The organism is Arthrobacter koreensis (assembly GCF_035792275.1).
Lineage (GTDB): Bacteria > Actinomycetota > Actinomycetes > Actinomycetales > Micrococcaceae > Arthrobacter_B > Arthrobacter_B koreensis_A.
Genome location: NZ_JAMWKK010000006.1, coordinates 78,658 through 93,341 on the forward strand (window position 1 = coordinate 78,658; position 14,684 = coordinate 93,341).

The 14,684-nt window shown below is 66.5% G+C and carries 14 protein-coding genes; 12 read left to right on the forward strand and 2 right to left on the reverse strand.

All coding sequences use genetic code 11. From position 1 onward, the window contains the following. The 7 genes from NGB94_RS08075 to NGB94_RS08105 all read left to right on the forward strand — a co-directional run bounded on the left by NGB94_RS08075 (nucleotide 1) and on the right by NGB94_RS08105 (nucleotide 8,538). A complete protein-coding gene (locus NGB94_RS08075) occupies nucleotides 1-945 on the forward strand; it encodes a glycosyl hydrolase family 32 (RefSeq protein WP_325790107.1) in 945 nt (314 codons plus the stop codon). Between the two features lie 175 nt (nucleotides 946-1,120). After that, the gene (locus tag NGB94_RS08080) at nucleotides 1,121-1,636 is read left to right on the forward strand and encodes a DUF805 domain-containing protein (RefSeq protein ID WP_325790108.1); all 516 of its coding nucleotides are present in this window, start codon (nucleotides 1,121-1,123) and stop codon (nucleotides 1,634-1,636) included. A gap of 84 nt (nucleotides 1,637-1,720) precedes the next feature. After that, the gene (locus NGB94_RS08085; RefSeq protein WP_325790109.1) at nucleotides 1,721-5,203 is read left to right on the forward strand and encodes a bifunctional proline dehydrogenase/L-glutamate gamma-semialdehyde dehydrogenase; all 3,483 of its coding nucleotides are present in this window, start codon (nucleotides 1,721-1,723) and stop codon (nucleotides 5,201-5,203) included. Continuing rightward, entirely contained in the window at nucleotides 5,200-6,009 is an 810-nt protein-coding gene (locus NGB94_RS08090) for an SDR family oxidoreductase (protein WP_325790110.1), read from the forward strand. Before NGB94_RS08085 ends, NGB94_RS08090 begins: the two co-directional genes overlap by 4 nt. A 281-nt stretch (nucleotides 6,010-6,290) precedes the next feature. After that, nucleotides 6,291-6,551, forward strand: coding sequence for a hypothetical protein (locus NGB94_RS08095; RefSeq protein ID WP_325790111.1), 261 nt, complete (start codon nucleotides 6,291-6,293; stop codon nucleotides 6,549-6,551). 125 nt (nucleotides 6,552-6,676) lie between these two features. Then, nucleotides 6,677-7,723: a 3-hydroxyisobutyryl-CoA hydrolase gene (locus tag NGB94_RS08100; protein WP_325790112.1), complete on the forward strand. Its 1,047-nt coding sequence runs from the start codon at nucleotides 6,677-6,679 to the stop codon at nucleotides 7,721-7,723. Between the two features lie 59 nt (nucleotides 7,724-7,782). Beyond that, a complete protein-coding gene (locus NGB94_RS08105; protein ID WP_325790113.1) occupies nucleotides 7,783-8,538 on the forward strand; it encodes an SDR family NAD(P)-dependent oxidoreductase in 756 nt (251 codons plus the stop codon). A gap of 21 nt (nucleotides 8,539-8,559) precedes the next feature. Here NGB94_RS08105 and NGB94_RS08110 read toward each other — a convergent pair whose 3' ends face one another. Next, on the reverse strand, nucleotides 8,560-8,799 hold the full coding sequence (locus NGB94_RS08110; RefSeq protein WP_325790114.1) for a hypothetical protein: 240 nt from the start codon (nucleotides 8,797-8,799) through the stop codon (nucleotides 8,560-8,562). Nucleotides 8,800-8,933: 134 nt separating this feature from the next. On the opposite strand from NGB94_RS08110, the gene NGB94_RS08115 reads away from it, so the two are divergent. Beyond that, nucleotides 8,934-9,263, forward strand: coding sequence for a DUF6221 family protein (locus tag NGB94_RS08115; protein WP_152225807.1), 330 nt, complete (start codon nucleotides 8,934-8,936; stop codon nucleotides 9,261-9,263). Nucleotides 9,264-9,361: 98 nt separating this feature from the next. Beyond that, complete coding sequence (gene malQ / locus NGB94_RS08120; RefSeq protein WP_325790115.1) at nucleotides 9,362-11,518, forward strand: 4-alpha-glucanotransferase; 2,157 nt, start codon at nucleotides 9,362-9,364, stop codon at nucleotides 11,516-11,518. Here the strand turns inward: malQ and NGB94_RS08125 are convergent. Beyond that, the gene (locus NGB94_RS08125; protein ID WP_325790116.1) at nucleotides 11,515-12,015 is read right to left on the reverse strand and encodes a MarR family winged helix-turn-helix transcriptional regulator; all 501 of its coding nucleotides are present in this window, start codon (nucleotides 12,013-12,015) and stop codon (nucleotides 11,515-11,517) included. The two genes, malQ and NGB94_RS08125, sit on opposite strands and share 4 nt — an antisense overlap. A 93-nt stretch (nucleotides 12,016-12,108) precedes the next feature. On the opposite strand from NGB94_RS08125, the gene NGB94_RS08130 reads away from it, so the two are divergent. The 3 genes from NGB94_RS08130 (at nucleotide 12,109) to NGB94_RS08140 (ending at nucleotide 14,631) form a co-directional block, all read left to right on the forward strand. Next, nucleotides 12,109-13,035, forward strand: coding sequence for an SDR family NAD(P)-dependent oxidoreductase (locus NGB94_RS08130; RefSeq protein WP_325790117.1), 927 nt, complete (start codon nucleotides 12,109-12,111; stop codon nucleotides 13,033-13,035). Between the two features lie 16 nt (nucleotides 13,036-13,051). Next, nucleotides 13,052-13,507 (forward strand): MaoC family dehydratase, encoded by a 456-nt coding sequence (locus tag NGB94_RS08135; RefSeq protein WP_325790118.1) that lies wholly within the window; start codon nucleotides 13,052-13,054, stop codon nucleotides 13,505-13,507. 107 nt (nucleotides 13,508-13,614) lie between these two features. Then, complete coding sequence (locus tag NGB94_RS08140) at nucleotides 13,615-14,631, forward strand: ABC transporter substrate-binding protein (protein WP_325790119.1); 1,017 nt, start codon at nucleotides 13,615-13,617, stop codon at nucleotides 14,629-14,631. Nucleotides 14,632-14,684: the final 53 nt, after the last annotated feature.

Below are 14,684 nucleotides of genomic sequence, written 5' to 3' on the forward strand. Positions count from 1 at the left end.
ATGGCTTTTCAACTCAATGACCACTGGGCCTGGGACAGCTGGCTGGCCGACGACGGCGAGCAGTACCACCTCTTCTTCCTGCGTGCCTCCCGTGCCCTGCAGGATCCGCAGCGGCGGCACTACCGCGCATCGATCGGCCACGCCGTGTCGACGGACCTCCAGGAGTGGTCCCTGCTGCCGGACGCGCTGGTGGCCGCGGACGGCCCCGCCTGGGATGACCTCGCCACCTGGACCGGCTGCACCGTGCAGGGGGAGGACGGGCGCTGGCACCTCTTCTACACCGGGGTCAGCCGGGCAGAGGACGGGCTGCAGCAGCGCATCGGCCAAGCGGTCTCGGACGATCTGGTCACCTGGACGCGCTGGGACCGGCCGCCGCTGGAAGCAGACCCGCACTGGTACGAGAAGCTGGGAGAGGGAACCTGGCCGGACGAAGCCTGGCGGGATCCGTTCGTGTTCTGGGACGAAGACACGGCCCTGTGGCACATGCTGGTAACCGCCCGCTCCAACGACGGCGATCCGGCCGGCCGGGCGGTAGTGGGCCACGCCGTCAGCACCGATCTTGATGACTGGGAAGTGCGTCCGCCGCTGTCTGCGCCCGCCGGCTTCGGCGAGATGGAAGTCATTCAGTCCCGGATGGTGGACGGGCAGCCGGTCCTGATCTTCTCCTGCCTGCCCGAATTCGCCCCCGGCGTCGATGCGCCGCGGGTTCCCACGGGCACCTGGATCGCGCCCGGCGGGTCCCTGCTGGGGCCCTGGAAACTCGAGGAAAGCGCCGAGTTCTACCTTGAGGGCATCTACGCGGCGCAGCTGGTGCAGAAGCGCGACGGCGAATGGGTGCTGTTCGGATTCCAGAACGGCGGTTTCACGGGTGAAATTGCCGGGCCGACGCCGCTGAAGGAACTCACTGGGGGAGCGCCGCTGTTCGGAGCCGCGGGCAGGCAGTGAGCCGTTATGCGCAGGCATGGGCAGCCCGAGCCCATGCGTCCGCATGAACCAGCCTCTGACGTGCGCAAATGCGCTCGACGGCGGAATGATCGTGGGCTACTATCCCTTCGATCGCCTATTTAGTAAGCGACCTTCATAATATCCGGCTACGTATTGTCCACAGGGGGAAACCGAAATGTCTCAGCACTCTGCGCAAAACCCGTATGCTCCGGCCCAGCCCGGCACGCCCGACCTGTCCCAGCCGCTTTACGGTGCGGGCATCGGCGACGCCGTGAAGCGGTTCTTCAAGAAATACGCCACCTTCTCCGGCCGGGCCAGCCGCAGCGAATACTGGTGGTGGATGCTGGTGAATGCCGTTGTTATCACCGTCCTAAGCATCTGGACCATCACCATGGCGGTCGGCAGCGTTGACCCGGTAACCGGTGAGCTGACCGGCACCGGCTTTATGCTGCCGTACGCTCTCATTGGCCTCTGGGGACTGGCCACCCTGGTCCCCGGCCTGGCCTTGACGGTCCGCCGTCTCCACGACGGCGGTTTCAACGGCTGGTTCATCCTGCTGGGCCTGATTCCGGGTGTGGGCGGACTCATTATCCTGATCTTCTCCCTGCTGCCGAGCAAGCCGGAAGGTGCCCGGTTCGACGCCGGCGCCCAGCAGTACGGCGCGTACCCGCAGGCTCCGCACCAGGCGTAGGAGGCAAAGCCTCCGGGGGACCATAACCGCAGGTGAAACAGGGTGCCCCTTCCGATTGGAGGCAAAGACTCCAATACTGGGAGCATGACCCACACCACATCGCCACACCCCGGCAATGATGCCCCGTACAGCTCCGATTCCGGCTCCGCCAACCTCGCGGAGGAATCCATCCAGCTGGTTCGTTCCTGGCTCGCAGAGGCGTCCACTCTCGAAGTGGACGCCTCTGCTGCGCAACTGGCCGGAATCCTCAAGGACCCCGGCGGGCTAGGCTTTACCGTCGGCTTCGTTGACGGAGTGATCCGCCCGGAAGACATGCAGGTCGCAGCGCGGAACCTGGCCAAGCTCGCGCCGCAGGTTCCCGGTTTCCTGCCCTGGTATTTGAAGGCCGCTGTCCGTGCCGGAGGCGTGATCGGCCAGGCCGCACCTTCAGTAGTGGTTCCTGCCGCGCGGCGGGCACTGCGGAGCATGGTCGGCCACCTGATCATCGATGCTTCCGAGGACAGGCTGGGCCGGTCCATCCGGCAGCTCCGCCGGGACGGCGTCCGGCTGAACATGAACCTGCTGGGCGAAGCAGTGCTGGGCCGCCGGGAAGCTGAACGGAGGCTGGACGGAACCCGCCGGCTGCTCGAACGCAGCGACGTCGACTACGTGAGCATCAAGGTCTCTTCCACTGTCGCCCCCCACGCGCCGTGGGCCTTCGACGAAGCCGTGGCAGATGTCGCGGATACCCTGGCCCCGCTGTACCGGCTCGCCGCAGAGTCCTCCCGTCCCAAGTTCATCAACCTGGACATGGAGGAGTACAAGGACCTTGAGCTGACCATGGCGGTCTTTATGGAACTGCTTTCCCGGCCCGAGTTCCATAACCTCGAAGCCGGCCTGGTGCTGCAGGCCTACCTGCCTGATGCGCTGGACGCGATGCAGCGGCTGCAGGAGTTCGCCGCTGCCCGCCGTGCCGGAGGGGGCGCGCCCATCAAGGTGCGGCTGGTCAAGGGTGCCAACCTACCCATGGAGCAGGTGGAGGCTTCGCTGCACGGATGGCCGCTGGCTACCTGGGGTTCGAAGCTGGAGACGGATGCGAACTACAAGCGCGTCCTCGACTACTCGCTCCACCCGGAACGGATCCGCAACGTGCGGGTCGGCGTCGCCGGACACAACCTCTTCGACATCGCCTATGCATGGCTGCTCGCCGGCGCCCGGGGAGTCCGGGACGGCATGGACGTGGAGATGCTGCTTGGGATGGCCACAGCACAGGCTGAGGTGGTCCGGAAGGACGTGGGTTCCCTGCTGCTCTACACCCCGGTGGTGCACCCGCAGGAGTTCGACGTCGCCATCGCCTACCTGGTGCGGAGGCTGGAAGAAGGCGCCAGCAGCGAGAACTTCATGTCCGCCGTTTTTGACCTGGCGGATTCGGGAGCACTTTTCGAGCGCGAAAAGCAGCGTTTCCTGGATTCCCTGGCAGCAGCGGACAACGTGGTCCCCGCGCCCCGGCGCCGGCAGGACCGCACCCGGGCTCCGGAACCCGGGCCGGAGGCATTCGGGAACACTCCGGACACGGATCCGTCCCTGCCCGCCAACCGCGGATGGGGAAGGGGCATCCTGTCCCGGGTGCCGGGATCGGACCTCGGGCAGGAACTCCTGGCCGCGTCGCGGATCGAAACCGGCGAACAGCTTGACCAGGTCATTAACAGCGCCGCGGCAGCCAGCGGAACCTGGGCAGCCCTCGGCGGTGCCGGCCGGGCGGAGATCCTGCACCGGGCTGGAGACGTCCTGGAAAGCCGCCGCGCCGAGCTGCTGGAGGTCATGGCCGCCGAAGCCGGAAAGACCCTGGACCAGGGAGACCCCGAAGTTTCCGAAGCGATCGACTTCGCCCGCTACTACGCTGAACGGGCCCGGGAACTGGACAGCATCGACGGCGCGCACTTCCACCCGGCGCGGCTGACCCTCGTGACGCCGCCGTGGAACTTCCCTGTGGCAATTCCGGCCGGTTCCACGCTTGCCGCATTGGCAGCGGGTTCCGCAGTGGTGCTCAAACCGGCCGGGCCAGCAGCCCGCTGCGGGGCGGTGCTGGCAGGGGCCCTGTGGGAAGCGGGGGTGCCCCGGGACGTTCTGCGCTTGGTCCAGCTGGGCGAGTCTGAACTGGGACGCGAACTCATCTCCCACCCGAAGGTGGACCGGGTCATCCTGACCGGCGCCTATGAAACGGCCGAACTGTTCCGGTCCTTCCGGCCGGACCTGGAGCTCCTGGCCGAGACCTCGGGCAAAAACGCAGTAGTCGTGACCCCCAGCGCCGACTTTGACCTGGCCGCAAGGGACGTGGCCGCATCAGCCTTCGGTCACGCCGGCCAGAAGTGCTCCGCGGCCTCGCTGGTGATCCTGGTTGGCTCCGTTGCCGAATCCCGCCGCTTCCACCACCAGCTGCTGGATGCAGTGCAGTCCCTGGTGGTCGGAAAGCCGGAAGACCCGCGCACGCAGATGGGACCGGTGATTGAACCGGCTTCCGGCAAGCTGCTGCGCGGGCTCACGGAGCTGGGCCCGGGGGAGACCTGGGTGCTTGAGCCGCAAAAGCTCGACGCCGGGGGCCGGCTCTGGTCCCCGGGTATCCGCGCCGGGGTGCAGCCGGGTTCGGAGTTCCACCTCACTGAGTACTTCGGTCCCGTGCTGGGCGTGATGCGCGCGGAAACGCTCCAGGACGCGGTCCGGCTGCAGAACCAGGTGGACTACGGACTCACCGCAGGACTCCATTCGCTGGATCCGGAAGAGATCCGGTACTGGACCGGGGCCGTTGAAGCCGGCAATCTCTACGTGAACCGGGGCATCACCGGTGCCATCGTCCGCCGCCAGCCGTTCGGCGGATGGAAGAAATCATCCGTTGGCGCCGGAACCAAGGCCGGAGGACCGAACTACCTGCTGGGACTCGGAAACTGGACCACCGCACCCTCCGCTGCGTCCGCGGAGCCGGGCGGGAAGGTGCGCGCCCTGCTCGAGCAGGCCGAAAACTCATCGATCCTCTCCTCAACGGATCTCGGGTTCCTGGCCCGGGCTGCGTCCTCCGACGCCGCCGCCTGGGCCGGGGAATACGGGCAGGCCAAAGACGTTTCCGGGCTCAGCGCGGAACGGAACCTGTTCCGGTACCTGCCGGTCCCCGTCCATATCCGCCTGGCAGAGGCCGAACCGCTGCCGTCCGTACTTCGGATCCTTGCGGCTGGCCTGCTGGCGGGCTCTCCGGTCACGGTGTCCGTTCCCGAGGCGCTCGCACCGGGGATCACTGCGGTCCTGGCCGGCTTCTCCTGCTCCGTCACTGTGGAGGACGACGCCGAATGGCTCTCCCGGCTGGCAGCCATGGAAAACCCGCCGTCCCGGATCCGGTTGCTCGGCGGGGACCGGGGCGCCTTGGCAGCAGCGCTGGAAGGCCGGCCGGACTGCGCCGTGTACTCCCAGCCGGTTACCGAATCCGGCCGGGTGGAACTGCTGCCGTTCCTGCATGAGCAGGCGATCAGCATCACCGCCCACCGGTTCGGAACGCCCAGCCCCATTGCCGACGTCGAGCCCGGAAAACCCCAGGCATGAACAGTCCGCTGCCGCTGGCAGGACGCACCGCCGTCGTCACGGGGGTGAGCCGCCGCCAGGGTATCGGCTATGCCGTGGCTTCGCGGCTCGCCCGGATGGGAGCGAGCCTTTTCACCGCCCACTACCGCCCGCATGACGTGGACCAGCCCTGGGGCGGGGACTCGATCAGCGCCGTTACCGGCGGGCTGCGTGACCAGCTCGCCGGCGGTGCCGTCCTGGCTCACCGGAGCATCGACCTGGCTGAACCGGATGCCGCCCGGGAGCTGATCAGTGAAGCCGCGGCCGAACTGGGGCACCTGGACATCCTGGTGTGCAACCACGCCCGCAGCGGCGGGGACGGACCGCTGGCGGAAATGACCCCGGAGAAGCTCGATGCGCACTGGCAGGTCAACACGCGTTCCACGTTGCTGGCCACCCGCGAGTTCGCGGACCGGCATGACGGCCGGCCGGGCGGGAGGGTTATCTGGATGACCTCGGGCCAGGTGAACCTCGGGGTCATGGATTCGGAAATCGCCTATGCCACGTCCAAGGCGGCTCTTGCCGGTATCACCCCCTCCGTTGCGGCGGACCTGGCGCGCCGGGGAATCCTGCTCAACACCGTGAACCCGGGGCCGGTCAATACGGGTTACCTGAACCTGGAAACCGCAGACCGCCCGCCGGAAGTCATTGCCGAAGTCCTTGCGCACTTCCCCGCAGGCCGGTTTGGCGAGCCGGATGATCCGGCCCGGCTCATCGCCTGGCTTGTCAGCGATGAGGGACGCTGGATGACCGGACAGGTCCTGAGCAGCGACGGAGGATTCCGCTAGCTTGTTTTAATTTCCCCTTCCCAGGGGAGTCCTGGCTTGTTAGGATCCTCCCCATGGACATGCTCATTTTCGAGTAGCGGACTGCGCCCGCCCGGGAATACCCGGTTCAATCCCGGCGCACACCGCTCTACGCAGACCCCAATAAACCGCTTGTCGAGGCCATCGGCCTTGCGCGTCCTTCCGTCTGCAGCTCGAAAACCCGCCGGTGGCGTTCAGCCCCGGTGTGCCCGGAAGGGCTTCGCCCTGGCCCAGCCAAGCCAGAGATGAACTGGAGCAAAACCATGACCGAACCCGCAAACAACCCGTCACCGATTCCCGTCGAGCCCGGGGACCTGACCCGTCCGCAGTCCGGGGACACGGAACTGCAGGTGAACATCGCCCCCGCAGCTGCCCGCAAGCTCAGTGAGGAAGGGCTGCAGCGCCTCGCGGCAGCCCGGCAGCAGGAAGCCGGACTGCCCGGCTGGCAAAGCCTGGGCAAAGGCAGCAAACCCAGCCATGCCAACGGCAGGCAGGGACGGCGTGAACGCAAGGTCCGGTGGTAGGCAGGAATTCACCGGATGAAGCATGAATACGCCGGCAGCAGGCAGCAGTGCCGCTGCCGGCGTATTCGTGTTCCGCCGCCGCACGGAGTTGGGCGAAAACGAAAAACCTTGGGATGCTAGCGGGCATGAATTCCTCGTCTGCACCCGCACCGGTCCGCACTTCACCGCACGCCACCGAAGAGCTCCAGGCCTGGATCCGCGGCACGCTGGGGACTATCCGGCTGAACCGCCGGCAGGCCCTGAACGCGATGACCCTGCACATGGTCCAGGCAATGGACCGGGTCCTGCGGGACTGGGAAGCGGACGACGCCGTTCAGGCAGTAGTGCTGTACGGCGCCGGGGAGCGGGGATTGTGTGCGGGCGGGGACATCCGTGCCATCGCCCAAGGCACTGACGCCGGCGCCATGGAGTTCTGGACGGCCGAATACGCCCTGAACGCCCGGGTTGCAGCGTTCCCGAAGCCGTATGTGGCGGTGATGGACGGCGTGGTGATGGGCGGCGGCGTCGGCGTCTCCGGCCACGCAGGAATCCGGATTGCCACCGAGCGCACCAAAGCCGCCATGCCGGAGGTACGCATCGGCTTCAGCCCGGACTGCGCCGGTTCCCTGCTGCTGGCGAACGCTCCCGGAGAACTGGGTACGCATCTGGCTCTGACTGCCGGCACCATGACCGGTGCCGACGCCGTACTGTGCGGTTTCGCCGACCTCTATGTCCCCTCGGACTCGCTTCCGGACCTGCTGGCCGCTCTTGAGTCGTCGGGCAGCGAGGCAGCGCGGGTGGCCGCCAAATTCGCCGTGGAGCCGCCGGCCGCACCGCTGGCTGCGGAACAGGACTGGATCGACGAGTGCTACACGGGCAATGACGTCGAGGCCATCCTGGAAAGGCTGGACCGGCACTCTGCTCCTGCCGCCGGGAATGCAGCCCGGGCTATCCGGGAGATGGCGCCGTTCTCCCTTTCCGTGGCGCTCTCCGCGCAGCGGGCAGCTGAGGCGGAACCGGACCTGGCCACCGTCCTCCGGCGGGACCTGGTGATGGCCGAGAGGATGATCGGGCGTCCGGACTTCCGTGAAGGCGTGCGCGCGCGGCTCCTTGACCGGGACCAGCCGCACTGGACCCCGGACCGGCTTGACGCCGTCGATCCCCGGGACGTGGCCTGGACTCTGGCCCTCTGATCTGACCGGTGCCAGAATGGGCGCACCTCGGCCCCATCTCTTCAGACAAGGACACCGGTATGCTGCTCAACGGCAGGAACGCGGTTATCTACGGCGGCGGCGGATCGATCGGGGGCGCAGCAGCGCGTGCCTTCGCGCGCGAGGGCGCCCGCGTCTTCCTCGCCGGGAGGCATCCTGAACCGCTGCAGGAGGTAGCCGCGGATATCCGTAAGGCGGGCGGCCTGGCGGAAATCGCAGTCCTGGACGCCCTCAACCAGGATGCGGTCAATGCCCACGCCGACGACGTCGCCGCGTCGGCGGGGAGTTTGGACATCTCCCTGAACGTGATCCAGCACGGAGACGTTCAGGGCGCTCCCATGGCTGCGATGTACCTGGAGGATTATCTGCGGCCGGTATCCACGGCCGTGCAGACAACGTTCATTACGGCCCAGGCCGCGGCCCGCCACATGATGGAGCAGAAATCCGGGGTTATCCTGGCCTTCGGCGGCTCCGGAACCGAGGACCGCGGACAGTATTTGGGCGGGCTGGTCACTGCGCTGGAAGCGATCGAGTCGATGCGCCGCCAACTGGCCATCGAACTGGGTCCGCATGGCATCCGGGTGGTGACGCTCCGCTCCGGCGGGATTCCTGAATCGCTGCCCCCGGAGATGGAGGGACGGGACGAAATTGCCGGCGCCATCGCCTCAGCAACTCTGCTGGACCGTGCGGCGACCCTTCAGGACGTGGGCAATGCTGCGGTGTTCGCAGCGTCCGACATGGCGGCCAGCATCACCGCGGCCACGATCAACATCAGTGCCGGAGCCCTCATCGAATAGGTGCGTAACCCGGCGGTCCGGTCAGCGCTGGGTGCGCCAGATAGTGAAATCTTCCGTGCTCACGGCCGTGTGCATCCCGGTTTCCTCATCATTGAGCCACAGGGTTGCGAGTCCGGGTGCCGTGTCGCGCACTTCGCCGCGGTAGTAGACGTGATCCCCGCTGCGGGCTTCAACGTAGTCTCCACGGTGGATGGAGCTGACGCTGCGGACGCGGCGGGCAGGGGCATTGGAACGGGATGGGGACGCGCATGCTGAGGGCAAACTGAACTCCTGGATAGTCGGCGGGGGTATTCGAAAGGGTGCCTAGTTATGTCAACCCAGTATGTGCGGCAAAATATTCCCGGAACGCCTCCGGACCCCTGACGCGGAGGATGCCCGGCGCGTAAAGTCTGGGCATGGACATCGTGGATTTCCTGCTGACGCGCTTTCACGAAGACGCCGCGGAGTCACGCAAGTTGCTGGGCGGCTCTGAGATTTCCCTGTCTGACCGCTGGTATGAGGAGCGGCTCCTGCGCGAATGCGAGGCCAAGCTGATGCTGATCGACATCATTGGCGGAGCCCGGCGCAATGCTCTCTCCCGCATGCTGCAGGATGCGGAGGCAGACAGCCGCAGTTACGCGGATGAGCTGGAATGGACCACGCTGGCGCTCGCTGCACTGGCAGCTCCCTACGCAGAGCACGTGGACTACCAGGACGTCTGGCGCCTGGTGGAAAAACGCCCCTGAAATCTGCTGCCCTCTCCGCTTTCCGGGAAGGCGCGCGCGGGCCCCTGTCTTTGGCCTGCCTTTGCGCCTAGATTGGCACGCATGACTGTGGAGACGCCATGACCGAATACAACAACAGTCCGGCCCCGGACCGGGAGCTGCTGGAGCGCCTCGCACAGGCGAAAAACGTTGCCACGACGTTCACCGGCTGGGACGGCGGGGTCCGGCACGTTTCAGATGAGTCGCTGCGGACGGTCCTGGCCGCCCGCGGCGGTCCGGCCGAGACCCGGGAGCAGGCAGAGGAGTCGCTGGAAGAGGCGCTGCTCGCTCCCTGGCGGCGGACCCTGCCGCCCGCCGTCGTGGTGCGTCAGCAGCAGCCCGTTCCGGTGACGGTCCACCTTCCCCCGGGCGCTCCGGCCCAGGCCTGGATCACCCTGGAAGACGGCAGCTCAGTTCCGTTGCCCGGCCTGTCGCCGCAGGGCCGGGGCGTGGAAACCGCGATCGTCGACGGCGTCGAAGTCGAGGCTCGACAGCTCCAGCTGCCCGGCGGACTGCCGCTTGGCTGGCATACCCTGCATGTGGCGTACGGCGGTGAGGCCGGACAATCCACCGGGACAGCCGAAACAGTCCTTGCGGTGACGCCGGACCGGCTGCCGGCTCCGAAGACCGGCGGCAGGGCGTGGGGCATGATGGCCCAGCTCTACTCCGCCCGGTCCAGGCGTTCCTGGGGAATCGGCGACCTGACGGACCTGGCTGATCTGTCTGCAGTCTCCGGGGAAGCCGGAGCAGCGTTTATGCTCATCAACCCCCTGCACGCAGCTGAACCGGTGCCGCCGGTGGAGGACTCACCGTACCTGCCGGCCACCCGCCGGTTCTTCAACCCGCTCTACATCCGTGTGGAAGCGGTCAGCGAATATGCCTATCTGCCGGGTTCGGAGCGCGCCGCCGTCGAAGCCCTGGCGGCCGGCCAGCAGTCCGTGAACCGGGATGCGCGGCTGCTGGACCGCAATTCAGCCTTCGCAGCGAAGCTGCAGGCCCTGCGCCGGGTCTACCAGGTGCCGCGCAGTCCTGCGCGCACCCAGCAGTTCGAGGCCTTCATCCGGGATGCCGGCCCGGGCCTGGACAGTTTTGCCCTCTGGTGTGCGCTGGCCGCCGACTATCCGCCGGACGCACCGGAATGGCAGGAGGGCCTGCACAGCGACATGGCGGCAGCCAAGTCCGCCGAGCTGGCAGATGAAATCATGTTCCATAAATGGCTGCAGTGGATCTGCGACGAACAGCTTGAATCGGCGCAGCGGGCAGCGGTCAGCGCGGGCATGAAGATCGGAATTGTCCACGACCTTGCCGTGGGGGTGCATCCCGGCGGCGCAGATGCGTGGACGCTGCGGGACGTGCTCGCCCCGGAAGTCTCAGTGGGGGCGCCCCCGGACATGTTCAACCAGATAGGACAGGACTGGAGCCAGCCGCCGTGGGATCCGGACCACCTCGCGGAAAGCGGCTACGGCGCGTACCGGGACATGCTGCGGACCATCCTCCGCCACGCCGGAGGCGTGCGGGTGGACCACATTCTCGGCCTGTTTCGGCTCTGGTGGATTCCGCGGGGGCAGGACCCGGACAAAGGCGCCTACGTGTACTACGACCATGAGGCGCTGGTGGGGATCCTGGTCCTTGAAGCGCAGCGGGCCGGCGCCGTCGTCATCGGTGAAGACCTTGGGGTCTTTGAACCGTGGGTGCAGGGGTACCTGGCCGAGCGGGGCGTGCTGGGCACCTCGATCCTGTGGTTCGAGCAGACCGGGAACGGGCCGCGGGAGCCCGCGGAGTACCGGCCCGGTGCGCTGGCCACCATAGGCACCCACGACCTGCCGCCGGCGGCAGGCTACCTGGCGGGTGAACATGTCACGCTGAGGGATTCCCTGGGGCTGCTGAACCGGCCCGTGGAGGAAGAACGGGAACTGGACCGGGCGGCAACCCAGGGAATCCTGGACCTGGCACGAAGGCACGGGCTGCTGGGAGAAGGAGCCTCGGAACAGCAGACCGTCGAGGCACTTCACCGGCTGATCGCACTGAGCCCTTCGGCGCTGATAGGCGTTGGGCTGGTTGACGCCGTGGGCGAGCGGCGGACGCAGAACCAGCCCGGCACGTCACGCGAGTATCCGAACTGGTGCATTCCGCTCGCGGGGCCGGACGGTCAGCCGGTGCTGATCGAAGACCTGGCGGCCAACCCCCGGTTCGTCTCGCTTGCCCGGGTCATGAACGGCGCGCTGGGAACCGGCTAGGCCTGGTCGGCGAAGGCGATCCGCCGCAGCAGGTCGCGCAGCTGGTCCCGTTCGGCGGGGGACAGGGCGCTCAGCGCCCCTTCCCCGGCCGCCTGGACAACGGCTGAAGCCTGGGCATACAGGCGCCTGCCGGCAGCCGTCGGAGTGATGATATTCGACCTGCGGTCCCGGGGATCGGCCTTCCGCTTTACCGCCCCGCGCTTTTCCAGCTGGTCTACCAGTGCCACGATCTGGCTGGGATCCAGGAACAGGAACTCCGCGAGCTCCCGCTGAGAGGGATTGAGTCCGCTGCAGGCCAGGGACAGGACCGAATAGGACCGGACTTTCAGGTCGAGTGAGGCCAGGTCCTCGTTGGCGCGCCGGGAACCCACCGAACGCGCCCGCGCGGCGAGGAACTCCGTCTCATTCGCAAGTTCAGCTGAATAGAGCCGTTCAATTCCGGTTTCCGCTGACGGGGATGCTGCAGTGCGTGCAGTTGGGTGGGCCGTCTCAGTCATGGGTCAAGAGTACGCCTGATTACAACTGTTGACTTTCTCAACTATCTCGGTTGTCATGGTGTGAGACAAGACACACTTTTTTGAGGAGTTCGAATGTCCCTTCAGGGCAAAGTTGCGATCGTAACCGGCAGTGGACGGGGCCTGGGCCTGGCCTACGCCCGTGAACTGGCCCGGCAGGGGGCAGCAGTGGTGGTGAACGACGTCGACGCCGGCGTTGCGGAAGAAGCCGCGGCTACCATCGCCGCCGACGGCGGACGCGCCGTTGCCGTGGTTGCCCCGGTGGGTTCCACGGAGACCGCCAAGGCCCTGGTGAACGCTGCCGTGGAGAATTTCGGGGGCCTGGACATCATGGTCACCAACGCCGGAGTGCTGCGGGACAAGTCGCTGCTGAAGATGACGGACGAGGACTTCGACCTGGTGATCAATGTTCACCTGCGCGGAACCTTCACCTGCGTCCGTGAAGCTTATGCCTACTTCAAGGAAAACAACGTTCAGGGGCGGATCATCGCCATCGGGTCACCGACCGGCCAGCGCGGCAACTTCGGCCAGACCAATTACGCTGCCGCCAAGGCGGGAATCGTCGGCATGGTGCGGACCTGGGCGATGGAGATGAAGAAGGCGGGGGTCACCGCAAACGCCGTCATCCCTGTGGCAGCTACGGCCATGACCAAGACCGTGCCGTACTTCGCTGCCGCCGTCGAGGCCGATGAGCGCGGAGAGGCCATGCCGGACTTTTTCCGCAAGACCCTGGGCTTCGGCACCGCGGAAGACGTGGCCGGCCTGATCGCCTTCCTGGCCTCCGAGGAGGCAGGCGGCATCACCGGCCAGTCAATCGGCGTGGGCGGCGACCGCCTGCAGCTGTGGTCCCACCCCGAAGCCGTTGAATCCGAATACCGCGACGGCGGCTGGAGCTACGAGGAACTCGCCGGAGGCTTCCCCTTCGCCGAAAAGCAGCAGAGCGTGGGCGAGAAGTTCCCTCCGCTGCCGGCCGAGCTGCAGCCCCAGACCGCTACCAACTAGACGCTAGGAAAAACACATGAGTGCCACTGTTGTCACCTTTGAAGAACTGCCCGCACTGGTGGGCCGGGACCTCGGCTACACCGACTACATCGAAATCACCCAGAACCAGATCAACACGTTTGCTGACGCCACCGATGACCACCAGTGGATCCACACCGACCCGGAGAAGGCCAAGGACGGCCCGTTCGGTGCCCCGATTGCGCACGGCTTCCTGACCCTGTCCCTGATCATTCCGCTGTGGAGCTCACTCTTTGACGTTGAAGGCGTGAAGACCAAGGTCAACTACGGCCTGGACCGGGTCCGGTTCACCAACCCGGTGAAGGTGGGTTCCAAGGTCCGTCTCCACTCCGTAATCTCCGAGGTCACCGAGGTCAAGGGCGGCGTGCAGATCAAGACGTCCAACACGATCGAGATCGACGGCGAAGAACGCCCCGCCGTCGTCGCAGAGTTCCTGGCGCGCTTCTACGCCTGACCTGCCACCGCACTCCCGGCCCCGTCCGCGGTTCGGGCAGCACCAAACGCACTACCAGCACCACCTCCCAGCAGTATCCATTTCTCCCCTCAAGGAAGAGGAAAGTCATGAGGCACTTCATTACCCGGCGGGCCACGAGGGCCCTCGCCCTCGGCGCCATCGCAACCCTGGCCCTGGCCGGCTGCGGCGGAGGCAGCCTGTCAGGCAACGAGTCGAGTTCCTCCCCGTCCGCGTCCGGCTCTGCCGCTGCGGGCGGCGAGCTCGAGAAGATCGTCGTTGGCGTCATTGGCATCGCTCCTTCCGCTGCCATGCAGTACGGCGTCGATGAGGGCATCTTCGAGGAGCATGGACTCGACGTCGAACTCCAGACCGGCCAGGGCGGCGCGGCCATGCTGCCCGCAGTCTCAACCGGCGACATGAACTTCGCCGTCGGCAACCCGCTGACCGTCATGGTGGCCAAGGACAAGGGCCTGGACATGAAGATCGTCACCGGGTACTCCAACTCCTACGCCGAAGGCGAGGACATCAACGGTGTGGTGGCCCGGGCGGATTCCGGCATCACCAGCTTCGCCGACCTGGAGGGCAAGACCGCCAGCGTCAACGCCGTGAACACCCAGGGCGACCTGACCATCATGGAAGCAGCCTCCCTGGCCGGCGCTGATCCCACGCAGATCAAGTTCTCCGAAATGCCGTTCCCGGACATGGAAGCGCAGCTGGACCTGGGCAACACGGACGCCATCTGGATTCCGGAGCCCTTCCTCAGCAAGGCACTGTCCAACCCGGACAACGTCCTGGTTGGCTACTCCAACCAGGAAGCCGTTCCCGGAATGCCCACCATGGTGACCTTCACGTCCGGCAACTACGCCTCCTCCAGCCCGGAAACGGTAGAGAAGTTCAAGACCGCCATGGAAGACCTCCTGGAACAGGCCGAAGCCAACATTGACGACGTCAAGGCAGTACTCCCGGCCTTCATGAACATGCCCGCCGAGGTGGCGGCCAACCTGAAGATGGAGCAGTACGACGCCGAGCTCCGCACCGAACAGCTCAACGACATGGGCGAACTGATGCTCAAGTACAAGTTCGTTGAGAAGGCACCCGACCTGGAATCCATGACGATCCAGTAGTGAGCCGTGCCGGGGCCTGCCTGTACCTCCTCAGTCAGGCCCCGGCACCACCT